Genomic DNA, 23,560 nt, shown 5'->3' with positions numbered 1-23,560 from the left:
TTACATCTCCTTCAGATCGGTCAAGCCAATGCGGAAAAGCTGTCCAAAATCTTCGCCACCCAGCCGGCGGTACAGCGGGGCCATGCGAGGGCCGTCGCCACGCGTTCCGGCCCGCAAGAACACTTCGTCCACACCTCGCTGGCGCAGGGCCTCAATAGACGCGCGCTGCAAGCGGATGCCGACCCCACGAAAGGCCGGGTCGGCGTAGAAGGTGAGGTGTTGCGCCAAAGTAGTGTCCGGGGCCTCCAGCGATGGCGAAATCACCGCCATGAGGTAGCCGGCCATCCGCCCATTGCACCGGGCGGTCATGATCTGCATGCAGCCAAGACCTTCAAGCGCCCGCAGCAGAGGGATGTTCTTCCCGCGCCAGTCGCCAGGGGCCTCTCCGACCGAAACCAGATGCGTGTCAAAGAGCTTCTCCGCATCGCGGAGCCATATGTCGAAAGGCTCCGCCTGGATTGTCACGCCGTCCATTTCGACGGGTTCTCCGCTCGACATCAGCGCCAGCGATTGGTGCTTGGCGACCTTGGACAGCTTATCCAGTTGCGGCGCGAAGGCGTGACAGTACCGGACGATGGCCCGCATGTCGCACTGGACATTGATCGGCGACCAATGCCGCCACCATGCCGGATCGTGCGAAAGGCCGAGACAGTGTTCAAAGACCGCGGCGCAGGTCTCTTCCCTCTCCAGATCCTCGAAACGCACCGACAGCGCGCCCGGAACCCGCCGGCTGATCTGCTCTAGCTTGCGGTCCAAGCGGACCATGAGCCGTTCCACCGCCGCACGGTCATCGAACAGACCAAGCCGCATGAGGCTGTCAGTCGCGTCCCCAACATCGCGCCGCACAACCACCACCCGCAGATCGGGCCGGAGATGCCGGGCCAGTCTCCACCACGGCGCCGCCGCGGTCTCAGCCGTGCCCGTGCAGGGCTGAGCGAGCCAGGAGCGCACATCATCCAGGCTGCGGGCGTGGCGCAGTTCCTCGTGACCACAGTGCCAGCCGCCGTAGGACAGGAAGCGCGCCAGCCACGCCGTGCGGGACCGAGGCAGGCCGAAAATGACGAAGGGAGGAGCGTCGGTCATGCGATCTCGCTCCCCCATACCGTCAGTGTCAGGCTTCCGGCCGTATCGGCTAGGCCGCACAGGGAATGGCCCGCCTCGAACACCGCTCCGGTCACTTCGGCTAGGATCTCGGTCGCTCCGGCGGCAATGCTCCGCTCGTGCACGATTTCGTTGGTGGCGTCCGCATCGGTTTCGTCCTGCGTTTCCGACAGAGCGTGAAGGGTTAGCGTCACCGCCCCAGCCGTAGGGTTGCAGACGATGGCGCGGTGGACGGTCGCCGCCCGCCCGCTGGGGGTCGTGTAGAGCAGAGCCGCCGTCAAGCCGGGTTGACCCTGGTGGAGTCTCTTGGGGATCACAGCCATCGGGTCAACGCCTCCATCGTCTCAAGGTCTGCGGCACGCTGCTGAAGCGTCGCGATATCGGCTGTGTGAGTGGCAATCGTGACGCCTTGGGCAGTAACCGTCCCGCTCAGCGTCGAGACCGTCCCGCTGAGCGCCGTCAGCGTGGCCCCTTGGCTGTTGACCGTCGCGGTTAGGGAGACTATGGCCGCTTCCAGCGGCGCAGTTGGCTGGATTACCGATGACAGATCCGATACCCACCGCTGCCCTTCCGCCGTCAGGCGTCCGGACTTCAGATCGACAATCGCGGCGCGGCCTGGAAGAGGGATCGCCATCAGGTCATCCCCTGCGAGATTTCGGCGAATGCCTTCAGGACCACCGCCTTGACCGGATCGGCCACGGCCACGCGGAAAATGCGCTTGCGGGTCTGTCCGAGCCGGTGCCAGCGGGTGCGCGCCTCATAGGCACCGATGCGGCCTAGGGGGCGCCACAGCTCAGCGCCCCACGTCCGCCCGCCGTCGTCGGACCACTGCAACATCACCTGCGGGTCGCTGCCCTGGCCGGTGGGAAGGGCAGTTCCGGCATCCATCATCAGTTCGAAGCCGTGCACCATGAGGCGCTTGCCATCGTCCTCGACGTATGGGGTGTCGGAGACGCGCCGCACCGCTTCGCCATCCTCTGTGTAGCCATCCGGGTCCATGCGGTAGAGCTTGCCGTTCTCGAAGTCGCCGACGATGTGCTTCCCGTAGGCCCTGGCGTAGCAGGAGGCCCGCCACCGGCCCCGGCAGTCCGGATCGGTTCCGCTGTGGCGCTCGTGCCAGAAACCCGTCGCCACGTCGTAGACCCACGTCACCCCGGCGCCTGGGAAGGTGATCACGTAGAAGGGGTGCCCGCGGTCGTTGTGGGCAAATGCCTCCGCGTCGGCGAAGGTCCCGTACCGGACAATCGCGTCCTCGATGGCGTGGGTGCTGATCCGCAGCGGCGTGTAGCCCTCAGCCCGATAGACTGCCCCATCCTCGCCGAGCCAAAAGACGCTGTTGTCGAGTTTCGCGACGCTGCCGGCAGCGCCGCACCCACGCTCAATGATGCCGGTCGAAATGCGCTCAAATGGGAACGCCGCGGCACCTGTGTCTGTCCAAATCTCGATGGTGTTGGTTCCAAACAGCCAAAGCTCGCGGTGGTCTACGGTCAGCGTCACCGTGTCGTCCGGCGCGCTCTCCGCGGTGGCGAAGTCCAAGGCGTCGTAGCTCGTCGCATCGCCCAAGGCCGAGATGAAGAACCGTCCGCTGCTCAACTCGCTGAAGATGACGTATTGGTCCAAAAACGCACAGGCGCCCGCCGGCCGCCAATCCGGATCGGTGATCTTGTTCACCGTCGCCGCGGCGATGTCGTAGACGTAGCCGGCGCCGTCGTCTGTGACGATCACCACCTGTGTGCCGTTGTCCGCCATGGAGACCCGGCCATACTCCGGGATCGCCCCGCGCTCCGTTACGGTCCCATCAGACGCCACGGTGTAGAGCTTCTTTCCGCTCACAGCGTAGAGCACGCCCTTGGCCGCGTGGAGGCCGCGCACCGGGCCGTCCCCGCACGTGGCGAACAGGGAAAGACCCGGCGTTGGCACTAGCGCGACCTGGGTTGACGCCCCCGCCGGGGCCTGCTCTGCAAACCAGTTCACGCAGCGCTGCGCCGATACGGGAAGGCTGCTGTTCTGGTAGCTCTGGAGACCGAGGCCGATGGGGACGCGTGCCATTAGAAGTTCTCCGCGCTGATAACCTGCGTCGCGTCGGACTGCATGCTGGTGAGCGAGCGCAGCCGGCGCATGAAGGGAGAGGGATCGCCAGCGGGGATGCCGAATTCCGGGGCGATATAGGCCGCGATCAGATAGATAAGCGGCTCAGCGACGCCATCAGGGGTCGCGTTTACCGACCAGTAGGCGATGCCATCCGCCTGCAGCTCCGCGTGCACGCGCGAGATGGTCGCTTCGACCGTCTCGGCGTCTTCAACGGACGGGGTTTCCCCCGCCGCGATGATGCCGAGACGGCGAAGCACGGCCGTCCGAAGGTCAGCCTTCGTGATCGCCATAGTGCATGGCCTTCAGTTCAGCGCGCAGACGGTCGACGCCCTTGCGCTTGTCGATGTCGACGCCGAAGCGCTCGCGGGCGAAAGCCTCCAGGGCCTCCTTGTCCATGCCGTCGAAGTTCGGACCGGCCACACGCTTCACCGGCCCATCTTCCGCGAAGTGGCTGTTGCCGCGCAGCTTGGCCGCCACGTGCTCGTCCAGCACCTCCACCGCTTCACCAGCCGGGAAGGAGATGCCGAAAGCGGTGATGTCCCGCGGGGGCTCTCCCCGCGGGTCACCGATGAAGCGAAAGGCGCTCATCACGGCGTGTAGTAGGTGACGGCCAGGGAAACCGTCCCGGTCGTGGCGCCCGTGGCCGGAGCGACCTGCACCAGCACGTCGATGGTGTCTTCGGCGGTCAGGGCGTAGCCGAAGCCGGTCATCATCATGGAGGAGGTGACGCCGCCGGCCTGCCCGACCGTGGCGCCGTCGATGTAGCGGTCGGCGTCGCCGCCGTCGCCGACGTCGAGAACGATGGCCGGAGAGCCGCCGGTATCGAGGTCGTCAGTGCCCAGCGTGACGCCCGTGATGACCGCGCCCTTGGGAAGGCGAACCATCTGGATCACGTCGTTGACCACGAGGGCCGCACTGATTTCGTAGGTTCCGTAAGCCACGCAGGCCATCTTGCCGCCCCCGTAGTAGGCGGGGGCGGTCGTCTTGGCGGCGTCCGCGGTGAAAGTCGAAGCCATGTCTTGTCTCCCAGAATAGCGAAAGGCGCCGCAGAGGGCGCCTTATCGCTGGGTCAGTGGTGTTGGTCGGTCAGGATCAGGCGTCGGCGACGGCCGCGAAGTACCCGGTCACGATGCCAGAGTCCTTCGGGGTGTCCGTGTCGCCGGAGCCGGTTCCGAAGCGCAGCTTCTCGATGCCACGAACCTCGCCGATGGCGATACCGCGCTTGTCGCCATAGTCGCGGGTGTCCTCGGCGCTCTTCGTCTTCTGCGCCCACGCCACGCCCACGGACTGAGCGCCGCACAGGAACACCGGGGCAACGTTGATGCCGCCGGCACCGACACCTCCCAAGGAGGGGATGTCCTCCAGTTCCTTGACGACGACGCCGTCCCAATAGAGGTCGCCGCCCGTGAAGATCGTGTTGCTCGGGCCGCGCTCCAGAGCTTCACGCTGTGCCTGGGTGATGGCCGTGTCGTTCTTCAGGTCGCGGAAGGCCAGCGAGTTCGCGAACAGGACGAAGTACTCCTTGTCGTCCTCCACTCGGATGGGCCGGATCTTCGGAGAGCACAGCTTCGCCCGGCGCTTCAGAAGGGACACAGCCGATGCCGTCAGCTTGTCGGCCGTGTTGTCGATGTTCGCCAGCGACGCGGAATGGTCGTTCCCGCTGTTGTTGCCGACCGAGGAGCCGAACAGCACGCGGTCGGCGTTGTCGGCCAGCCACGCGTCTTTCTGCGCCTCGGTCGCGGCGGCATAGAGCTTGCCGTTGATAGACATCATCGCCTGGATGATGTCGTCGCGGGTCCTCTCCATGATCCAGGTCTTCAGCACCGAGCGGCCGGCGTTGCGCAGGTTGATGGCGCTGTACTGCTCTTCGAGCATCGGGACGATCACGCCGTTGCGGATCTGGTCCACGATCACGCGCTGGGAACGGGTGTCCAGGCGCTCTTCGTTGCCCTCCAGCGTGTTGGAGCCGGTGACGCCACCGCCCCGCAGCTTGTGGACAAGAGCGAAAGTCACGCTGTCGCCGTTCTTCTTCTCCAGGTCTTCCTTGACCTGGATAACGGAGGACTCGTCCATGCCCATATAGGGCTTGAAGATGGACTGCTTGACGTACTCGACGAAGAACTTGTCGTCCCACTGCTGGGGAGTAAGTCCGGTCGCGGCGGTAGTGTTCGCCATTTGTTATCTCCTGGGGAAAAGAGTTTCGAGCGGCGTCGGTCCTTGCCAAGCGGCAGCGGCGCGCGCTGCGGGGCTTGTGACCGTTGCCAGGGAGGGTGGAAGCTGAACGGGAGGGGTGGCGTGGGTTGGTGCCGGCTGAGGCGCGTACTTGCCGACGATCTCGGCCCGAAGCGCTTCGTCCTGCTCCAGCAATTCCAAGGCGCGGCGCTTCGCCCATGCGTCGGGGTCTGTCCCGATCTCCTGCATGCGCTTGTGCTGCGCGGCTTGCTGGTAGGCCCATTCTGCCGGATCGGCTTCGGCGAGCATCTGCTTCACCATGGCCGGGTTGGCCTGCGCCATACCCTCGAACACCCTCATGGTGTCGTCGTAGTCGGCGTGGTTTCGCTTGGCCCAGCTTTCGGACAGCGTGAGGCGCTGTTGAGTTAGCCTCTGCTCCACCTGCTGTTCGAAGTGCTTCGTGAAGGCTTCCGGGTCTTGGTAGAGGTCCGGGGCCTTCGGCTGTTCGGCAGGCTGAGCGGCCTTGGCTTCCTGTTCCGCCTTCCAGCGGAGCAGTTCGTCCAACTGCTTCTGTGCGGCCTGTCGCTTTTCCCGTTCGTCTAGCAGCGCAGTGATCGGGATGTGTGACGGTTCCGGCTTTGCGGCAGGCGGCGCCGCGTCGGTCTTCACCGGTTCGGCCGGCGCGGTGGCGTTCGGGGCAAAGCGCCCGTGCTCGTCGCGCGGCTGGCCGGGGATGGCCGTTTCGCCCTTGGTCTCCGTCACAGGCTCAGCGGCAACCGGGGCCGTCTGCTCCACCACGGGGGCGGTATCGACGGGCGGCGCGGCTTCAGCTTGGGCGGAGGCTTGTCCGAAAATCTCGTCCAACGGTGTGCTCACTGCTCTGTACTCCATCGCCCGGAACCCTCGGCGTCAGGGGATCGCCCGTCATGGGTCGGCGGCACCCAAAGAAAAAGGCCGCCCCAGAGGACGGCCCTTCTCGTGTCTCGTGTGTGTTCGATTATCCGGCCTTCCAGACGGTCGGCACCGGCTGAGTTGCCTCGATCATGCGGGCCACGGCCTCGGCTTCGATCTTCGCCGTCTGCGCGTCCTTGTGGCGAATATCCGCCACCTTCTGCGCTTGATCGAGCGTGGACGGAGCCTGCGGGGCTTCCGGACCACGCTGGATCTCCGCGACCTTCGCCGCGGCGTCCGCTTCGTCCTTGGCGGCCTTGGCCTCCGTAGCGCGAACCTGCGCCGCCACACCTCGAAGCTGAAGCTCTTGCCCCATGGCCTGCATTTGCTGTGCCTGCGGGTCCTCCTGCGGCTTGCGAAGCATCTCCAGAAGCTTGCCCTTGTTGCGGAACGGGCTGGCCTCGATGATGACTTCGGGCGGGATCTGGACCGTCCCGGAGCGGGCAAGGTCGAGAAGGTCGGCGTAGGCCTCCTGCTGCGCCGTCACCGTGTCCGGGGCCGCCTCGATGATCACGTCCATGTCCATTTCGGCCGGGACGTTCTCATAACCGACGACCTGGGACAGTCGCTGGGAAAGCCGTGGGTCGTTCGCCATGGCCTGCATCTCGGCCTTGATCTGCTCCGGCGGAATGCCCTGCTGCTCAAGCTGTTTGGCGAACGCCTCTCCGGCTGTCACAGGGCGGTTCATCCCGACGAAACGGACGTTGCGCTCGTCGTCCGTGACGCGGACCCACCGCTCTTCCGTCCAGAACTGGCGCACCCGGTTCCAGACGGCCCGGTAGACGCGAAGGTCGAAGTCCCGGAGCCGATCCGTCAGCGGGCCAAGCTCGATGTATCCGCCCTGCTGCTGCGCTAGGATCGCCCGTCCCGATTGGCTGGAGCCGCTTTTCCCGGACATCGCGGCATTCGGGCCAGCAACCTCGAACTCCTCCGTCGCGTGGCGAAGCAACTCAAACTGGCCGCTCGCCATGTCCCCCGTGGGGAGGACGCCGAAGTCGCGCCCGAACTCGCCGTCCACGATCTTCACATGACCGTCAGGTCGTGCAAGCTGCCGGCGGGCGGCGTCGACGTCCTGAATAGCCCGGTCGTTTCCGAACGTCTGGCGCACGCTCAGCAGATGGAGCGCCTTTGATCGGCGGTGGTTGATCTCGTCCTGCAGGCTGATCAGCTCACGGACAGCGCCGTATCGGTTGTTGTCGCGGTCCACATAGGCGGACTGCAGTACCATGTCGTGGCAGGACTGGCCGTCCTCATCCTGGTAGGGCGACGGGACGTGATCAAGGGCGCCTGACATCGTGAACGTCGTGCAGGCCCACGCCCCTGCCCCGTCCTTGTGCCACATCTTGACGATGCGAACCCGGCGGCGCTGTGCGTCGACCCAATAGGACCAGCGAGGCCGGTCTTCGTAGGTGTCCGACAGCGACTTGGACGCGCCTTCGTTCATCGTCGTGGTCAGCGCGTCGGCCCCGTTCGGGTACATCGCCTTGGCGGCGTCGAAGTCCATCCACACGACCTGGAACAGATACCGGGCATCCGAGAAATCCGGCTGGCGGCTGTGCGGGTCGTAGCCGATGCGGTCCCACGGCAGGTGGCGGATCACGATTTCGTACGTGGGCTGCTGCGGCGCCATGGCCGTGCTGCCCATCAGCGCCGACCGCGGCGGGGCTTTGGCCTCCACCACGACCTCACAGCCGCCGAAGCCCTCAATCAGCAGGTTCTCCCACACCGCCGATCTGGTCTGGGGATAGCGGCACTTGTCCGCCACGTAGCGCAGGGCATCCGTCGCAGCGCGGGCAGCGTCTTCATCCTGCGGGTTCCGCGGGAAGGCTTTGGGATCGCTGCGCTGCTGCGTCTCGACGCCGCGGAGGAAGTCGATCTTACGGTGAGTTCTGTTGACCACGATAGGAGCCTGACCGCGCCTCTTCAGCGCCGCCACCTCCGCCGGGGTCCACTGCTTCCCGTCGTAATAGTCGCGATCCCTCTCCGCCTGTTTGCGGGCGTCCTGGGTCGCGTCTTCCGCTTCGTCGAAGTAGCGAATGAGAACAGCCACGTCCACGGACGGGGCCTGCTCCGTCTCGGCTCCGCTCTGGTCAGGCTGCTGCATCATAGCGTCTTCCATTCGTTGTCGTCTTCGTCGCGGAACCGGCGGTCCCAGCGGTCTCGCGGTGGCGTTTCTTTCCGATCCGGCTTGGCCGGCGTCACCAACGCCACGGCGGCGTATCGGAAGGCATCGGCCGCGTGCGAGGCATCGTCGTGCAGCGGGTTCCGGCTGTACTGACCGGTGTCTGGGTCAACGTCGTAGCGGTACCGGCGCAGGCATTGGATGCCGTCTGCGCACCGTTCGGCATCGAACCAGCACCGGTCAAAGAGCGTGCGAGCGGCGTTGATGCCCTCGGCCACGCCGATCTTCGGAACGATGCGCGGGCGTCGCCCGGCCGCCCTCACCTGCTGCTCAATTGTCCGCTGCGAGGCGAGAAGTTCATGCGTGGCGTCGTGCGGAAGCCAGTCGTCTCCGTAGACATATCCGCGCTCCTTCGCCCTGTCCTTCAACACGCCGAGATAGTGCCCTAGCGCCTCTCCGCGGCTCTGGTAGAAGTCAATCACGCGGTATTCGCCGCCAACGACCTGGATGAACCAGATCGACGTCATGTCCGCGCGACCAAGGTCCCAAATCGTGTGAACCGGGCACTTCGGCTCGTACTGAACCTTCGTGAACCGCCCATCCGCTGTGGCCTTGCGGATTTCCTTGGCGTAGATCGCGCCGTCGAGAACCTGTTTGCAGTTACCTTCCCAGACTGTGAGATAAGCGTCCTCGTCTTTCGCCTTGAGGTCCAGAAGTTCGCGCAGCAACGTCTTTGGGAACCAAGGGTTATCAGACCAATTGACCTTTACCACTACAGCATCAGTGGGCGGGTCCTTCACGAAGCGCTTGTAGGTCTCGTCGTCCTCTAGGTCAGGGTTGAAGCTGATCCAGATTTCCGACCCCTCCTTGCGGATGGTCGGGATCAGCGTGTCCCAGGACTTCTTCGACACGCCTTGGGCCTCTTCAACCCACACGATGTCGATGCCCTCTTTGGACTTGATGTTGTCCACGTTGTGGGCGAGGCCGGCGAAGGTGATCTCCGTGCCGTTACGGCCCTTGATGACGGTCTCTTGCACCTCGTAGAAGCCGGACAGGCCAAGCGCCGCGATCTGATCCTTCAGCAGCTTGTGCACCGAGTCCTTCATGGACTTCTGGATCTCGCGGGCACACAGGACGCGGAGTGTCCGGCTTGCCCCCTGGATCAGCAGCGCCCGAGCGATGCCCCAGGACTTCGCCCCGCCGCGCCCGCCGTAAAGCACCTTGTAGCGCTTCGGGCGGAACAGGCAGCGGAGCTTGGCCGGGAACTCAACTTTCGTCCTCTGGCTCGACAAAGGACACCTCCAGGCTCACCGGGATCGGCCCACCATCCGGCCCGCTGTGCTGGGCATCGACGGCGGCCAACCTCGGCGCGTAGTAAGGAGCCGCCGCCTTCGCCGCATCCACGCGCTGGTCAAACGTCGGGATGTGATCCCCGATAGGCTCGCCACGCGCCACGGACAGCAGGAACTCGTGCGGCAGCATCCCCGAAGCCTCTGCTAGGGCGATGCGTTCGGCGCTCTTCTTGTTCGGCACGCCCTTTTGCCGCCCTCCGCGGCGCTCTCCGGGCTTAGATCCTCTGGGCATGTCTTTCCTCTACGCTCCGGACGCGCTTGCCTGCTGATTGGCGCCACCCGCCAGGATCGCTTCCATCTCTGCCACGCGGGCGTGAGCGGCGGCCAAAGCGTCCATGGCGTCGATCTGGACTTGGGACAGGAGGTCGCCCAGCGGGAAGTCCTCGGCGGTCTCCAGCGTCAGCGGCTCGGCCGGACCGAGCGTCTCGCCGATTACGGCCTCGCCGTCGCGGATGACGTAGCGGTGCTGCACGTGAGCGCCTTGCAGGGCTCCGGACTGGTCCCAGCGAACCAGCAGCTCGTAGGGGGTCTTGGTGGTCTGCATGGTTGGTTCCTCAAGAGACGATTGTGCCGTCGGCCCAGCGCCAGTTGGTGCCGTCGCTGGTGGCGAGGCGCCTGTTGCTGGACCCGTTGGAGACGGAGATGAGACGATCGGCCGCCGCCGCGCTGGGAAGCGTGGCGACGGTGTAGGAGCGCAAACCGAGGTGGCTGTTGGCATCCACGATAGTGGTCGCGTTGTTGCGGTGGGTGACGTTCCCCGCGCTGTCAATGCGCAATCGCTCCACGTCATTCGTCAGAAATTGCAACGGGTTCGCGCCGCCCGTTCCGACCCGCATACCACCAGTGGATGTCCCGAAAGATCGCAGCTGCACGTATGTCCCACCGCCGGAACCGAACGCCTGCAACTGGAAACCACCCGCATCGACATCGCCACGGAACCCGGCCGCAGCGCTCGCGCCTGTGTTTGTGTTCCCGACCGCCACCGCCGTCGCGCCGTTTTGCGACCGCACAAAGTGACCGAGATACCCCGGTGACGTGGCGCCAACACCAAATGCGGTGCCGGTAATGGCTACGACATCCGTGCCCGACACGCGGCCGACCAACACCCCATTCCTGTCACTCCAGTTCGTCGCCACGCTGTCGATGACCAGCTTTGACGGTGTGTCGACGAATGCAGTGCCAAACGGACTCGTCGTGCCGTCGCCAACTGCGAGCGCTGATCCGATGGCCGATCCGCTCGCCCCGAACACGACGCAGTTGTTTGGGAAGACAGAAACCCCGCTTCCCTTGGCGAACGCGGCGCCGGTCAAGGCCACGTTGGCGGCGTTGATGTTCAGGTCCGCCTTCGTGGCGTCTCCCTGCGCGTTCCCGGCGAATTTGACCCCGGTGATCGAGTGCTGGGCGCCGCCCTGCATGTCGATCCCGTGGCCTTGATTGCTGTCCACCGATCCGCCAAGGAAGATGTTTCGATAGCTGGCGGCGTCCATCGTGACCCCCGCCCCGCCGCTGGCGTAGAAGTGGCAGGCGGTGAAGGTGCAGGCCCGCTGGCTGACGAGCGACACGTTCGTGGTGGTTCCCGCCGCGATATCCGTGTTGACGAAGCGGTGATCGGCGCCGTTCTTTGCATAGAGCGGGACTGCGCCTCCGATGATCTCGCTGTCCTGCACGTAGGCCAGAAACCGTTGCGACCCAAGGTAAAGCTGGTTTTGCGTGCCGCCGAACAGCTTCACGCGCACCATCTGGAGAGACTTGTAATAGGGGAAGCCAATCCCCTCATAATCAAGGAACTTGACAGTCCACGTTGCGCGTGTATTGCCATTAACTTGCAGATCAACCAGCTTGATCTGGAAGTTCCCGGAAGCGACTTCTAGAACAGTTTCCGCAACAGCGTGTTGATAGAGGATCGTCTGATCGAAGCCGTCGCCAGTGATCATCAAGGGGCCGGACACCGTCAGCTTTTCGGTGCGGTAGCTTCCGGCAGGGATGTGAAGAGCCTTTCTTTTGGTGACAGCCTCGTCAATTGCTGCCTGCAGTGCAGCGGTGTTAACGGTCGCGCCATCGCCCTTTGCGCCAAAATCGAGGGCGTTGACGGTGTCCCCAGCCCGCTGCGCCAAGGTGCGCGGCGTGGTGGAGCCGAGAGCGGTGACCGTTGCCGCCGAGCCGTCGCCCGTCTTGTCCAGCTTGATCGCGTCGAGCGCGTCCAGATCGTCGGAGAATTGCTCCGTGAGCGGGGAGAAGTCGGCGACGAGCGTCCACTTCCCGGCCTCCAGATCGTCCGCAAACACGGCGCCAGAGGTGTGCTTGCGCCGCGCCCGGTAGACGCGCGTCGACTCAACCCACACCACGTCACTCGTGTCGTACTTGGTGGCCGGCGCCCACTCCGTCGCCGGGATGACGGGCGTATCCAGCAGAGTCACGGTGCCCTTAACCGTAGACGAGCCGCCAGTGAAGCGGAGAGACTTCACATCGACGCGACCCGAGCTGCTGACGATTTGCACGCACAGAGTGGCGGCGGCTGACGGTGACGCCACGTTGAACGTCGCCGCGGTATCGTCGAAGCCGAAGTTTTGGACCGTCACGCCGTCCCCGGTCGGGATGGCGTCCGAGATCGTGTCTCCATCCAGCCAGCCAGCCCAATCCAGCATGTAGCTGTAGACGGCATCGACCTCCTGCGTCGAGACCCACTGACCGTCTGCGGACTGCGTGAACCCACGCGCCACAGCGCGCCCGTTCTCAAGAAAGAACAGCGTACGGTCGGACATCTCGGCCTCGAATTGTGTAGTGATCGCTACTTATTGCTAATTTACAGGAAGGCTTTGTCGCTTGGGGCGCCGCTCACGCCGGCTCTCCGAACACTGGCTCTTCGCCTATCCCACCGGGCCAGCGGGAGGGGTGGACAGTGGGCTCGTCGTCCCGATCAGGATCGTCCAGCACCATGCCCGTCCAGTTGGCGGGGATGAGCCGGGAGACTGACCAAGGGCTGTCCGAGAAGGCCGTTGCACCACGCCCCGGCGGGTGAAGGTTGCCGATGATCTCCGCAGCGTCGGCGAGGGATTGGCTAAGCGGCTTCATGACAGCATCCCCCGTGTGCGCTCGGCGAGCCGGATATACTCCTCGTCCAGAGGGTCGCGGAGCGGGAAGTCGTGCGCTTCCTCGTCCGACACCGTGTCGGTCAGGATCGCAGCAGCGCGGCGCGCCCGGCCCATCGCATCGACACGGGCAAGCTCGGCGTCGTGGGCAGAGGGGCGGCAGGTGCAGTCACCGCCGAATGAGCAGTCACGATTGCAGGGCATGTCACTCTCCGCGCCAGCCAAGCTTCCAGGATTGCACGCCGTGCCTCCACACACCCGGCACGCCGTCGAGAACAGCGCCGACCGCGCCGCCGATGGCGAAGGTCGCGACGGCCAGAACAGCGAGGATCGGCATCCACGGCATGATCATCACCATCGACAGCCGATGCAGCCACAGGCTGGCGGATGCGGCGGGATCGGCACAGCGTCCGGTCATGGCGTCAGCCCTCCGTTAAGCCGTCAGCGCTTTCACGGCCCGATAGACGGCGTCCTCCAGATGGCGCAGGGACAGCGTCACGTTGGCGCCGGGGTTGTTGCCAACCTGTGCCAGTACCGCTTCCGGAGTCCCGCTGTTCGGCGGGAGCGGGCACTTGGCCGGGATGGTTTTGATGCTGGCGACCAGCGCCGCCAGTTCGTCCGCCTTGTCCTTGATGGCGTCGTGAAGCGCGACCTCATCCGCCGAAAGCTGACGATAGCGCTTGCGGAACAGGCTGTGCTCCGACTTCACGGCCGGCGCTTCGGACTGGCGGGCATCGGCGTTCTGACCTTCATAGACGTTCATGCGGCTCTCCTCATGCTGGTGCAGCCACGCACCCACCGCTGGGCAACCGCTGAGCGGTCACCAGCACGAGGAGGTCGGGGTCTGCGGTGTGCCCGTGGCTGTGGGCGGTTGGAAATCGGTTGCGATCACCGGGCCTTGGCAAGCTCGCTGACTAAATCCAAGGCTATCCGCATCTCTTCGCGGGTCACCGCCGTGGTTAAGCGGCCCTCGATGTCGCCGATCCGCCGTTTCAGGTCGCCTACGCCGCTCTCCAAGAGGCGGACTTCAGCAACCACATTGTGGACGTTCTGGTCGACGCGCTGGAGTTTGCGGGCCATGTCCTGCGTAACTGCTAGGAGCTGGTCCATGCGCCTATCGGCTTCAGTGGGCTCGGTCGGCGGAACGAAGGGCTTTTCGGGGACATCTGCTGTCCCGTCCCGTGGCGCTCGCCCCAAGTAAGCCATGACCAGCGGCTTGAGCTTGCCGGAATTCAGGATGGCGACCACCAGCACCACGGTAATGGCGACGATGCCAATGCCCTGGTTTACCGGGTGCAGCTTTTCCGGCGCGAACCACCGGTTATCCGTGGTCTCGGTAGTCTCCGTCAGCTTGGGGGGCGGCGCGGGGACCATGCTCACTTCTCCGGGCACGTCACGCCACCGGAGACGGCGCGGCAGCTCCGCGTAAGTCGCTGTCATCGTGCATGGTGGCCTCCAGCGTGGGGCCGGTGGCCCTGTAGGGTACCGCAGGCAAGCGCCATGGGGGGACATCTCGGCGGGGGGCCGACTGCGCCGCCTGCGGTATCTCGGCGTTTCGGTGTTTCGGTGTTTCGGTGTTTCGGAAAGATGTTTCCGGATGCAGACACGCCCGCTCCGGATTTCTCCGTGCGGGCGTGTCGCGAAAGCATACCTAACTTTATGCCGTAAACAGGCCTAAGTTGTTAAGTGAAAAAATCCCTTAGGTGATTTCACCTATGCGGCATCGGCGTGTTTCGAGTTCAGCGCCTTGACGATCTGGCTGACCGCCTTCTCTTCCCACGCCTTTGCGGTGACGTGGCTGATACCGCGCCCGCCCTCGCGCCTGTCGATCTCTTCGCTTACCAACTCTGCCACCTTGCGCCATGATGTTCCGGATGATCGGAGGGATGCGACCATGCGATGACGCCAATCAGGCACGGCGAACAACCACGGCAGGGTGTCGTCCAGGGCGCGCAACTCGGCGGGCGACGGAGCTGCGATCATCGCCTTGATGTCGCCCTCTCCATCCCGCAGAAGCTCCATCAGTTCGGCGAATGTGCGGGCGAACTCGATGCTGGCGGCGACGCGGGTTGATGGGACTTCGCCGGAAGGGAAACGCATCCGCTGTAGCGTGTCCATGGCGGCCCGAAGGTGGACACGGACGGTATCCGCGTTCCACACCCACCCCTTGTTGTCGAGGGTCGCAGTGCGACGGATGTTCAGCACCTCACGGCAGACCGTAGGGCGGGCCGTCACCGTGTTGGGGCGACCGTCCGTCCATCGCTCAGCAGCTTCGGCGCTCGGCTGGTAGGCTCGCCAGTCCGCCGGGGTCAGGGCATCCGAAGCGGCGATCCGCTGCGCCTGGGTGAGCAGGACCGGCACGCCGTCCTCATGGCCGTAGACGCCTGACCGCATCATCCCGACTACCTTGGCAGCAAGCGCAGGACGCTCCTTGTCGGTCGGGCGCATCGACCGTAAGTCGGCGATGGGGCAGCCGGTGCGCTGCGCCTTGGGGCGCTTGGATCGGCGGCTCATGCGGCGACCTTCAGGACGAGGCGCCCGAAAACCGGATACTGCGGCGGCTCTCCGGCCCATTTCACCGCACCAGAGTGGTACAGGGATTTGACGGAGCGCGTGGCAGGGAACTCCCTCGTTCCATCCCAAAACGGGCATGAAGGGCTTCCCTCAAAGTCCATAGCGCAGAGCACTCCGCCGCCCCTCAGCCTCTCGACAATCGCTTTCTGCGCCTTGGTCATGCGGCCACCTGCTCAGCAGGCAGGTTGCGCACAGCCCACACGGCCAGCCCGACACGGCCATCAACCCCCAGCTTGTGCGAGATGGCGCGGATGTGGGCCTCCACCGTGCGCGCTGAACAGCCGATCCGGCCGGCAATGACCTTGTTGCTCGGCGATCCCCCGCCGCACAGGTGGCGGAGCACGGACGACTCCGCCGGGGTAAGGCTCTGGTTCGCTGCCTGCATCACGCACCCCCGTATCTAGTGGGTCCACCTACGTGAACACACCATACACCCGCTCGCGCGCGCGCAAAAGTATATCCTTTGCCACTTCCGCGGCAAGGCGAGAATGGACGCGGGGCGCTTCGAGAAAATGCGAAGCTCGCGCTTTTGATGTTGACGCGCGCGCGCGTTACGGACATAATCAGGACATCAAGACGACGGAGACGGCAATGAACACGGTCAACGTTTTCCACGGCACCAACGAAGCGTTCACCGAGTTCCAGGCCGGCACCGCTGGCGCTTGCTGGTTCACCACCGACGAAGAGCACGCCTCGTACTTCGGCGAGACACGCCGCTGCGTCATCGAGTTCACCAGCGCCCTTGAGATCGATTTCGGCGACCTGTCCACCCTGTCCGGCGACGTTGTGTCTGCCGTCACTGTTTGGGCTCATCGCGAGATGGACGACGAGGAAGAAGTCCGCATCGCTGGTGAGTACGTCAGCGTCGGCGATGACGTACTTTCGGTCGAGACCGTCAGCGAAATCGTCAGCCTGTTCCGCTCCGCTGGCGGCTACGACCTGGACCAGTTCGTCGTTACCCTCGCTGAGATCGCCAAGCGCGATTGCGTCGCCATGATCGGCCACGAAGGCAACGGCACCGTCTACGCCCTGCGCTTCCCCGCCCAAGCACGGATCGCCGAATGACCGACGACAACAAGGCCGCCCGGCGCCGTGAGCAGCAGCGCCGGGCATCCGCGGAGAGGCGAGCGGCGCGCAAGGCGGCTGGCCTTCCTCCTGAGAGCGGACCTTCCGGCCCCTCTGGCCCATCCGGCCCCAGCGGCGGGCAGAAAACCGCAGCGGAGAGGCAGCGGAGGTATCGAGAACGGCAGCGGGAAGCATCAGCAACCGGAAAGCATCCCATGTCGGATTGAATATCTCGATTAGGAGGCCGCTGAGTGCGTTCTGGCTACCTCGGCCATCGTGAAGCATCCTTTTGCGCAGATGCTATCCAGCGCTCACGGAAGCGGCGGGAAACGCTATCCGGCGACATTCGTCGGCGTAACGGCGTCGATCACCATCACGCCAGCCTCCCGAGCAATCCGCAGCATGCCGTTCGTGCCGCGTCCGCCGGGGAAGCCGACCACGATGTGCGGCTTGGCCTTCTCCAGCATCAGGCGGTTGCGAGCCGGGCCTTCCTTCTCCTTGCGGTCCTCCTTGCCGGTGTTCCAGCGGGCCGGGAAGCCCCAGTACGGGACCTCCCGAGCAATGCCCCATGCTTCCGCCCACCGGTCGGCGCCGGACAGCATCCCACGCTGAATGCAGGCGCCGTGGATGACGACGCTGATTTCTCGCGAAGCGTGGATGCGGTCCAGTTCGGCGAACACGCGTTTGTGGTCCTGGTAGTCCCGGCCACCGCACACAAGAACCCTGGTCATGGCGCGGCCCTCCTCGGCAGTGTGACGCCCCTCTGCCCCTGGTACCGGCCGCCGCGGTCGGCGTAGGTCGTGCGGCACGGCTCCCCACGGACGAACAGCACTTGGGCGATACCCTGACCGGCGGTGAGCTGCAGGGGGCGGGGAGACTGGTTGTGCAGCTCCAGCGTCACTTCCCCGTGCCAGCCCGGTTCCAGTACCGTGTTCTGGACGGACAGGCCGCAGCGCGCCCAACTGGACTTGTCGCAGACCAAGCCCGTCACGTCCGGCGGCATCCGCATGTACTCGACGGTGACCGCCAGGACGAAAGCGCCGGGTTGCAGAACGAACTTGTCGGCGCGCTCCCGCACGACGTCACGCTCGCTGATGGTCTCCGGGGACAGCGGCTTGTCAGACGGGAGGAAGGTCACGAACTCGTTCCCGAGCCGCACGTCGTAGCCGTAGCTGGAAAGCCCGTAGCTGGTTCCGGCGAGTTTGACCTGTTCCGGGTGGAACGGCTCGATGATCTCTGACAGGGAGATTTGGGTGTCACACAGCAGCACGGGCCACCCCCTCTTCACACGCGGCCTGTGACCGCTCAAGAGCAGCGTCGATTGCTGCCCCTTGGGTGCTGGCCCACTCGATGGCGAGAGCTTCGATGCGCTCGTCCTCGGTCTGCCGCGCCACGCCAGACAGCTCGGCAGCCAGTGCGATGTAGCCGGCGGCGTCGACGTAGCTGTCCAGATGCGGACCTTCGCAGAGGCGGGCCAGCTTCAGCCACGCCATGCACCGGGCGACTTGCTCCGGAGTGACGTCGGTGCGGAGGATCACCGACCAGCCGGTGGCGATGCGCGAGAAGTTCTCATCGGGCGGCCCGTAGTGCTGCTGCCGGTCCCCGGTGATGAGAGAGGAGGCGGCGGACAGGATCTCGGTGCGGACGGTCATGCTGTCAGCCCTCCCCATTCCGCGAGGCGACGTAGAACAGCAGGCCAATCCAGCCGGCGTCGGTCAGGACCAGAAGGGCGAAGATGCCCCACAGCAGGCGCAGGAGCCGCGTGTTGAAATTCCACGCCCGTTCGGACCATCAGGTCGAGATTATCCATTGACGGCCTCCGGATAAAAGCGCAGCGGGAAAGTCCTGACGCAGACGCCAAGATCACAGCCGTCTTGGTCGCTGGTTACGCGATTGTCGAGACTAGCGGGAACCCAGCGCGGGAGCGTGATCGTGCAGCGGCCCGCGCCATCACCTTCCATGACAAACCACTTGCAGTATGCACATTGGACTTTGCCAGTCATGGTCACGCCTCCAAAGTATCTCGGGCGATTTGTTTCATGAGACCGACCATCTGAGAATAGCCGCCGGGCGGCTTCTCCATGTTGACGATGCGATCGAGAGATGAACGAAGCTCGTTGTTGACCGTTACGGCGACCAGCAAGTCATCTTCACGGCGCCTGATTTCTTCGCTCAGTGCCACGATGTCATCATGAAGCGCCGCCGCTTGTTTTCTCGACAACCGATGCCCCAAGGAAGCGGCGATCATGCTGCTTTCGATGTCGCTGGGACGCTCGTCAATCTCGCTTGGGCTCGGCGGGGTAACAGACCATCCATGGAACCACGCGAAGGCGCAGTAGGCCGCCACGTCGCGTGGGTCGCCCTTGTGGACGTGGGCGAGTAACGCCTCCGCGCACCCGTCCCGCCAGTGGTCGAGTTTCCAAGCGTCGAGATAGCCGTACTTGACCTCCGCCGCCCTCAGCTTTTCAGCCAATGCTCCGGCGAAGTCGCGCACCAGCTTTCCCGTGTCTGGATGGAGGCCATCCGGGGAGGTGATGGAGAATTCCTTCTCAGCATCCTCGATGATCTCGACGATGCAGTTGGACAGCCATAGCTGAGCAGCCGTCTCGCGCAGGTCGAAGCCGAAGCTTTCGCGCATGCGCGCAGCCATTTCTTCCGCGATCTTTTCAGGTGCTCTCATAGTCAGGCTCCCCACGGCTGGGCGTTGCGGTCGATCCGCTTGAAGCCAGCCAGCCCTTCGGCGACACGGCGGCGGGCGGCGGCAACGCTGTCGTCTCGCACCGGGCGGAGGTCGTCACGCTCGGCGGGAATGGCCTTCACCGGCCCTTCGGAGAGGGCCTGTAGGGCGGCTTCCTTCGCGGCGGCAACGGCGGACAGTTCTTCCGGTGTGCGCTCGCGGGGAGCGTCGGAGGGCTCGGCGGCGCGGGTCTTGGCCTGCATGTCGGCGAACATCTTGGCCGTGCGCAATCGGCGCAGGCGGTCGCAGCGCTCGCGCATCTCGGTTTCGGCGCGGACGCGGATGTCGCCGGGCGTCGGGAGGTTCCGGTAGGCGTGCCGGTCGACCGTGGCCTTGACGGCATCGGCCAGAATGTCGCCGGGGATGCCAGACAGAGCATCCCGGTAGCCGCGCACGATCTCCGCCACCTGGGCACGGCGCACGCCCGGCTGTCCGCCCTGCTGTTCGGTCGGCTCCAGCGGCACGATGCCGAACCGCTGCACCCACTCGACAAGCGGCTTCATGGCGATGGCGAAGGCTTCCGGGCTGGCCGGTGCGGCGTGCTGTTCGGCAGCGGCGATCAGAGCCGGGAGCTTAATGCGCTCTCCATCCGGAACCGGCTCCGCAGGCGTCCAGCTCTGGAGCCACTGCGTCGAGGATGCCACCGAGACCGGACTCAGCGTCGAATTCGAACGAGCGGGCAGCGGGACGACGTTGCTGGGAGGCAGATTGTCGAGGCTTTCGGTCATCGTACCCTCCTTCGAGGAGCTTGTTCGCGTTCTTGGGCTTGAGCATGAAATCGAGGTCGGCGCGCCAACCGCTGGAGTTCTCTCCGGTCAGGAAGGGGGAGCCGCGCACCCGCTCGCAGAACTTTCGCCACTGGTCGATGTCGCGGCCAAAGGTGTCAACGAACCGCAGGCGGAGAGCCCGCTGCCGGGCCTTATCCAGAGCTCGCGGCACCGGCAGAACGTCGCCGCACACCTCACGCCAGATCACGGCCATGGCCTTCAGGGTGTCGGTGGAGATGCTATCCGGCTTGGGCAGCTTGATCGTCTCATCGCTGGCGGCATCCCTAGAGGCGTCAGCCTCTAGGGTAAGTTCTTTATTTCCTTCTTTCTCGTTTGTGCCGGTCCTGTGCCGGTCCTGTGCCGGTACTGTGCCGGAAAGTGTGCCGCAATCAATGTCGGGAGCCTGATATTTCTCGTAGTTACAGATGCTTATGACCGTTATACCCGTGCCGGAAGCAGTGCCGATCATGGCCTCTTTTTCCAACCGCTCCAGAAAGCGTCTGGCCTTGGAATGAGCCCATCCCCAAGCCTCCGCCAAAAAGCGGGTGGATGCAGCAACTTGCCCGCGCTTGACACTGACGATGACGCCAGCGACGCGCTTCCGCCGATCCTGATAGGCGGCCTCTTCGATCAGATACTCCCAAGCCTCGCGCTCGGTGTACGGCTCGTCCTTAAAGATCGGGTTGTGTCGCCAACCGCGGTGCATCAGATAGTAGCCGGTCATCAGCGCCTCCCGGCCGAGAACATTAGCGGCTCATCAAGCCAGCATTGGCCGTTGAGCCATGTAGTCGGGTGCTTGATGTACCTGGGGTCCTTCCCGCACACCTCGGCTGAGTACCGCTTGATGCCGGCCATCAATTCCAGAGGAGTTGCGATGCGCAGCGCCGCAGCATACGCCTTAGCCGCCTGCCCTCTTCCGACCTTCCGCGGAACGAAATTCCACCACTCGGCGAACAGATCATCATCCAGCGTCCGCACCGCCCTCCTTTTCACAGCGGGAGCCATTTCATGGGCAACCAATGCAACTGGAGCTTCGTGCTTCTCAGGGGGAACGTGATCGTCGTAATGAAGGATCGTGATAACTGAGCCGCCGCGACCGGAAGCGGTGTCGATCATCCCATCATCACGCAATCGGTCCAAAAATCTCTGAACCCGCGAAGCATCCCATTTCCAAGCGGCGGCTAGCTTTCGTATTGAGATGAAGAACTGACCGCGCGCAAGATCGACAGTCTTCCCGTCGATCCCCGCCGGCCCAGGCGCGACAAGCGCACGCTCGATTATCCACACCCAAGCATCGCGCCGGCTGAACGGCTCGTTGTTAAAGACTGGATTTTCCATCCAGCCTCTGTGCATCAGGTAATATCCGCTCATCACACCCCCAGCTTTTTGAGGTGTGCTTCGAGGGAAGCGTCCAGCCATTCCGCAACGAAGGTCGCCACCTCCTCGGCGCACTCTTCGCCCTTGCGGAAGATGTCAGAACCCGTGAAGCGAAAGACCATCCAGCCGATCTTCTGAAAAGCCCGGTCGCGGCGCTTGTCTCTGCTAGCCTGCTCCTTGGTCTTTTCGTGGAAGTCGTGTCCGTCGCACTCCACGGCGATCAGAAGACGATCTCCGTCGTAGCCGGTGACAATGATGGCGATGTCCACCCGATACCGACCGACAGGGAACTGTGGCGCCATCACCACTTGTCGATCAGGGTTTCCGCCCATCGTGTGGTCATGGATCGTCACTTCGCCCATGCGCTTCATGTCATGCCATGGCGGCGAATACGACAGTTCCACAAGCATGCGTCGCTCAATGTCGCTCTGGCAGAGGTTCGGAAGTGCGCTTGCCAAATCGACATCAGCGGCCACGCCTATGGACCTGACGAATGACGTCGCTCTCTGCACGAACAGCGCCTCGATTTCTCCGCCGCTCTTTTCCTTCATGTCGCGGCTCTCCGATCATGGGTAATCAGGAATAAGGCCGCCCGGACGCTACTGAGCGCGTCGTCCCACTGTGGAACCTCTCGGGTCATCACGGGGGCGCCGACAGAGCGGATCACGGTGCGGGGCGAAAGGCCCTGGCACTTGGCCCATAGGCAGTGCTCAAGGGCGATGTCTTGCGCGGCGTCGCGGCGGTAGGTCATGCGCCCTACTCCGCTGCTGTCTGGATGGCCGGCGAGACGGGCCAGTCGCTATCCCGGTCAAGCGCCTTCCGGCACGGCGGTATCCAGCGCATGCGGGTGTCGTGGCAGCCGCGCCCCCAGACAATCCATGCGTAGCTGGTGGCCGTGCTGGCGGAGCGGTCGAGACGCCCCTTCACCATCGGCACGCGCTCGGAGAACTGCGCCACGACGGACGGCGGGTGGTCCTTGAAGAGCCGATAGCGCTCGATGCTCTCCAGGAACGATGTGCGGACAAGGAGCGCCACCCCCTTCTCCACGGCCTCGTCCATCAACTGGATGGCTCGGCGCGCAAACTGCTCCCCCAGACGGAAGGGCGGATTGGTGATGATCCAGTCCGTGCACCCGATGCCATCCGGGAGAAAAGGCATCAGGAAGTCGTGCTGGACGAACCCGGCGCCGTAGTCGTGGACGTCCGATCCAGCCACGGCCAAGGCGTATTCCTTGAGCGGACGAACCATGTCGCCGCGCCCACATGCAGGGTCCCAAGCGACATGGCCGAACATGCCGATGACGTGTTCGCACAGCGCCCGAGTAGCCCAGGGCGGCGTCGGGAAGAAGTCGAGGGAGTCGCTGGGCTCCACCCGCTGCGCCATGACGGCATGGCTGCGGTTCTGGCTCATGCGGCGTCCCTCCCGAACAGCTTGTCACCCGTCCACCACTCGGCGGGCATGTGCTTGGACATGGCGCCCAAGGGCTGCTTCTCGGTGGCCCACCAAGCCCGGATGACCGTTGTTTCCTCGTCGCCTTTGCGTGTGGATCGCCGGTTCTCTCGGCACTCCATGCCCCAGAGGTGCGGCCTGATGTTGGTGCGGTGGTCCATTACGCGGCCTCCGCGACGATCACGGCCTTCCCGAGCGGGAAAAGCTCGATGGCGTCAAAGGCTACGGCGAGGCGCTTTGCTCCGCCGCGGGCGCTACGGTCCACATCGGCGGCCACGTCCAGATGCCGCTGATGCGCCTCCCACAGCGCGTACATGGCGTGATGCAGCGGGCCGTTCTCGGGAAGGAGTTCGGGGTTGTTGCTGATGGCCTGTTCGGTCCAGTAGAGGACGGCGAGGTAAGCCCACATCGCCTTGCGCGCCCGGCGCTCCGTCGCCTCCTGCATGGCGTGCCGGCAGATGTCCTCGACAAGCCCTTGGATGAGTTTCCGGCCCTTGGTGTTGAAAGGCTCCAACGGCGCGTTGCAAGCCTCCCGGAGCTTGTCCAGCGCCGGCAGCCCCCAGGACTTCTCGTTCTCGGTGCTCTCCGGGTGGTCGGCGATCAGCCGCAGCGGGCGCACCAACAGGAAGGCCGGGACCATGGCGCGGATGGTCGGCATGATGGCCGTGTTCCGGCGGACGGCGGTGATGAGCAGGCGTTCGTCACGGGTCATG

Annotated in this window: 32 protein-coding genes; 1 reads left to right on the top strand and 31 read right to left on the bottom strand. The window is 64.6% G+C overall.

The genetic code is table 11. The features are described from left to right. The 20 genes from ACWPN7_RS29760 to ACWPN7_RS29665 all read right to left on the bottom strand — a co-directional run bounded on the left by ACWPN7_RS29760 (position 1) and on the right by ACWPN7_RS29665 (position 15,837). Positions 1-1,083, bottom strand: coding sequence for a GNAT family N-acetyltransferase (locus ACWPN7_RS29760; RefSeq protein ID WP_492273617.1), 1,083 nt, complete (start codon positions 1,081-1,083; stop codon positions 1-3). Further along, positions 1,080-1,424, bottom strand: a complete 345-nt coding sequence (locus ACWPN7_RS29755; RefSeq protein WP_492273616.1) for a hypothetical protein — start codon at positions 1,422-1,424, stop codon at positions 1,080-1,082. The genes ACWPN7_RS29760 and ACWPN7_RS29755 overlap by 4 nt, the downstream gene beginning before the upstream one ends. Continuing rightward, entirely contained in the window at positions 1,415-1,735 is a 321-nt protein-coding gene (locus ACWPN7_RS29750; RefSeq protein ID WP_492273615.1) for a hypothetical protein, read from the bottom strand. Before ACWPN7_RS29750 ends, ACWPN7_RS29755 begins: the two co-directional genes overlap by 10 nt. Then, positions 1,735-3,150 carry a packaged DNA stabilization protein gene (locus tag ACWPN7_RS29745; RefSeq protein WP_492273614.1) on the bottom strand — a complete coding sequence of 472 codons (1,416 nt, stop codon included), beginning with the start codon at positions 3,148-3,150 and terminating at the stop codon, positions 1,735-1,737. Before ACWPN7_RS29745 ends, ACWPN7_RS29750 begins: the two co-directional genes overlap by 1 nt. Then, positions 3,150-3,482 carry a hypothetical protein gene (locus tag ACWPN7_RS29740; RefSeq protein ID WP_492273613.1) on the bottom strand — a complete coding sequence of 111 codons (333 nt, stop codon included), beginning with the start codon at positions 3,480-3,482 and terminating at the stop codon, positions 3,150-3,152. The genes ACWPN7_RS29745 and ACWPN7_RS29740 overlap by 1 nt, the downstream gene beginning before the upstream one ends. After that, positions 3,463-3,780, bottom strand: a complete 318-nt coding sequence (locus ACWPN7_RS29735; protein ID WP_492273612.1) for a hypothetical protein — start codon at positions 3,778-3,780, stop codon at positions 3,463-3,465. Before ACWPN7_RS29735 ends, ACWPN7_RS29740 begins: the two co-directional genes overlap by 20 nt. Continuing rightward, a complete protein-coding gene (locus ACWPN7_RS29730; protein WP_492273611.1) occupies positions 3,780-4,208 on the bottom strand; it encodes a hypothetical protein in 429 nt (142 codons plus the stop codon). Before ACWPN7_RS29730 ends, ACWPN7_RS29735 begins: the two co-directional genes overlap by 1 nt. A 76-nt stretch (positions 4,209-4,284) precedes the next feature. Beyond that, positions 4,285-5,367, bottom strand: a complete 1,083-nt coding sequence (locus ACWPN7_RS29725; protein WP_492273610.1) for a N4-gp56 family major capsid protein — start codon at positions 5,365-5,367, stop codon at positions 4,285-4,287. Positions 5,368-5,370: 3 nt separating this feature from the next. Beyond that, positions 5,371-6,228 (bottom strand): hypothetical protein, encoded by an 858-nt coding sequence (locus ACWPN7_RS29720; protein WP_492273609.1) that lies wholly within the window; start codon positions 6,226-6,228, stop codon positions 5,371-5,373. 133 nt (positions 6,229-6,361) lie between these two features. Further along, positions 6,362-8,422 (bottom strand): portal protein, encoded by a 2,061-nt coding sequence (locus ACWPN7_RS29715; RefSeq protein ID WP_492273608.1) that lies wholly within the window; start codon positions 8,420-8,422, stop codon positions 6,362-6,364. Continuing rightward, positions 8,419-9,729, bottom strand: a complete 1,311-nt coding sequence (locus ACWPN7_RS29710; RefSeq protein WP_492273607.1) for a PBSX family phage terminase large subunit — start codon at positions 9,727-9,729, stop codon at positions 8,419-8,421. Before ACWPN7_RS29710 ends, ACWPN7_RS29715 begins: the two co-directional genes overlap by 4 nt. After that, on the bottom strand, positions 9,704-9,970 hold the full coding sequence (locus ACWPN7_RS29705; protein WP_492273606.1) for a hypothetical protein: 267 nt from the start codon (positions 9,968-9,970) through the stop codon (positions 9,704-9,706). Before ACWPN7_RS29705 ends, ACWPN7_RS29710 begins: the two co-directional genes overlap by 26 nt. A 60-nt stretch (positions 9,971-10,030) precedes the next feature. Beyond that, entirely contained in the window at positions 10,031-10,333 is a 303-nt protein-coding gene (locus tag ACWPN7_RS29700) for a hypothetical protein (protein ID WP_492273605.1), read from the bottom strand. A 10-nt stretch (positions 10,334-10,343) separates the two neighbouring features. Continuing rightward, positions 10,344-12,551: a glycosyl hydrolase family 28-related protein gene (locus tag ACWPN7_RS29695; protein ID WP_492273604.1), complete on the bottom strand. Its 2,208-nt coding sequence runs from the start codon at positions 12,549-12,551 to the stop codon at positions 10,344-10,346. A 306-nt stretch (positions 12,552-12,857) separates the two neighbouring features. Continuing rightward, entirely contained in the window at positions 12,858-13,082 is a 225-nt protein-coding gene (locus tag ACWPN7_RS29690; protein WP_492273603.1) for a hypothetical protein, read from the bottom strand. 1 nt (position 13,083) lies between these two features. After that, positions 13,084-13,296, bottom strand: coding sequence for a hypothetical protein (locus ACWPN7_RS29685; protein ID WP_492273602.1), 213 nt, complete (start codon positions 13,294-13,296; stop codon positions 13,084-13,086). A gap of 15 nt (positions 13,297-13,311) precedes the next feature. Then, entirely contained in the window at positions 13,312-13,641 is a 330-nt protein-coding gene (locus tag ACWPN7_RS29680) for an Acb2/Tad1 domain-containing protein (protein WP_492273601.1), read from the bottom strand. A 125-nt stretch (positions 13,642-13,766) separates the two neighbouring features. Next, the gene (locus tag ACWPN7_RS29675; RefSeq protein ID WP_492273600.1) at positions 13,767-14,252 is read right to left on the bottom strand and encodes a hypothetical protein; all 486 of its coding nucleotides are present in this window, start codon (positions 14,250-14,252) and stop codon (positions 13,767-13,769) included. Positions 14,253-14,591: 339 nt separating this feature from the next. Continuing rightward, positions 14,592-15,392, bottom strand: coding sequence for a hypothetical protein (locus ACWPN7_RS29670; RefSeq protein ID WP_492273599.1), 801 nt, complete (start codon positions 15,390-15,392; stop codon positions 14,592-14,594). Between the two features lie 217 nt (positions 15,393-15,609). After that, positions 15,610-15,837 carry a response regulator transcription factor gene (locus tag ACWPN7_RS29665; RefSeq protein ID WP_492273598.1) on the bottom strand — a complete coding sequence of 76 codons (228 nt, stop codon included), beginning with the start codon at positions 15,835-15,837 and terminating at the stop codon, positions 15,610-15,612. 206 nt (positions 15,838-16,043) lie between these two features. Here ACWPN7_RS29665 and ACWPN7_RS29660 point away from each other — a divergent pair, with 206 nt between their 5' ends. After that, positions 16,044-16,517 carry a hypothetical protein gene (locus ACWPN7_RS29660; protein ID WP_492273597.1) on the top strand — a complete coding sequence of 158 codons (474 nt, stop codon included), beginning with the start codon at positions 16,044-16,046 and terminating at the stop codon, positions 16,515-16,517. Positions 16,518-16,849: 332 nt separating this feature from the next. Here the strand turns inward: ACWPN7_RS29660 and ACWPN7_RS29655 are convergent, their stop codons facing one another. The 11 genes from ACWPN7_RS29655 to ACWPN7_RS29605 all read right to left on the bottom strand — a co-directional run bounded on the left by ACWPN7_RS29655 (position 16,850) and on the right by ACWPN7_RS29605 (position 23,559). Beyond that, on the bottom strand, positions 16,850-17,248 hold the full coding sequence (locus tag ACWPN7_RS29655) for a DUF2493 domain-containing protein (protein ID WP_492273596.1): 399 nt from the start codon (positions 17,246-17,248) through the stop codon (positions 16,850-16,852). Next, entirely contained in the window at positions 17,245-17,787 is a 543-nt protein-coding gene (gene dcd, locus ACWPN7_RS29650) for a dCTP deaminase (protein ID WP_492273595.1), read from the bottom strand. The genes ACWPN7_RS29655 and dcd overlap by 4 nt, the downstream gene beginning before the upstream one ends. Further along, the gene (locus tag ACWPN7_RS29645; protein WP_492273594.1) at positions 17,774-18,169 is read right to left on the bottom strand and encodes a DUF6378 domain-containing protein; all 396 of its coding nucleotides are present in this window, start codon (positions 18,167-18,169) and stop codon (positions 17,774-17,776) included. Before ACWPN7_RS29645 ends, dcd begins: the two co-directional genes overlap by 14 nt. A gap of 353 nt (positions 18,170-18,522) precedes the next feature. Next, complete coding sequence (locus ACWPN7_RS29640; protein WP_492273593.1) at positions 18,523-19,197, bottom strand: hypothetical protein; 675 nt, start codon at positions 19,195-19,197, stop codon at positions 18,523-18,525. Between the two features lie 2 nt (positions 19,198-19,199). Beyond that, the gene (locus tag ACWPN7_RS29635; RefSeq protein WP_492273592.1) at positions 19,200-19,757 is read right to left on the bottom strand and encodes a hypothetical protein; all 558 of its coding nucleotides are present in this window, start codon (positions 19,755-19,757) and stop codon (positions 19,200-19,202) included. Between the two features lie 70 nt (positions 19,758-19,827). Continuing rightward, on the bottom strand, positions 19,828-20,745 hold the full coding sequence (locus ACWPN7_RS29630; protein WP_492273591.1) for a hypothetical protein: 918 nt from the start codon (positions 20,743-20,745) through the stop codon (positions 19,828-19,830). Then, positions 20,745-21,392 (bottom strand): LvrA C-terminal domain-related protein, encoded by a 648-nt coding sequence (locus ACWPN7_RS29625; protein WP_492273590.1) that lies wholly within the window; start codon positions 21,390-21,392, stop codon positions 20,745-20,747. Before ACWPN7_RS29625 ends, ACWPN7_RS29630 begins: the two co-directional genes overlap by 1 nt. Further along, entirely contained in the window at positions 21,392-21,949 is a 558-nt protein-coding gene (locus tag ACWPN7_RS29620; protein WP_492273589.1) for an endonuclease domain-containing protein, read from the bottom strand. The genes ACWPN7_RS29625 and ACWPN7_RS29620 overlap by 1 nt, the downstream gene beginning before the upstream one ends. Positions 21,950-22,154: 205 nt before the next feature. Further along, a complete protein-coding gene (locus ACWPN7_RS29615) occupies positions 22,155-22,808 on the bottom strand; it encodes an SAM-dependent DNA methyltransferase (protein ID WP_492273588.1) in 654 nt (217 codons plus the stop codon). Continuing rightward, on the bottom strand, positions 22,805-23,008 hold the full coding sequence (locus ACWPN7_RS29610; protein WP_492273587.1) for a hypothetical protein: 204 nt from the start codon (positions 23,006-23,008) through the stop codon (positions 22,805-22,807). Before ACWPN7_RS29610 ends, ACWPN7_RS29615 begins: the two co-directional genes overlap by 4 nt. After that, positions 23,008-23,559 carry a hypothetical protein gene (locus tag ACWPN7_RS29605; protein WP_492273586.1) on the bottom strand — a complete coding sequence of 184 codons (552 nt, stop codon included), beginning with the start codon at positions 23,557-23,559 and terminating at the stop codon, positions 23,008-23,010. Before ACWPN7_RS29605 ends, ACWPN7_RS29610 begins: the two co-directional genes overlap by 1 nt. Position 23,560: the final 1 nt, after the last annotated feature.

The sequence above is a fragment of the Azospirillum sp. UENF 312511 genome (assembly GCF_058780635.1).
The sequence above is the reverse complement of the archived record's forward strand: the minus strand, read 5'-3'. Positions and strand labels throughout refer to the sequence as shown.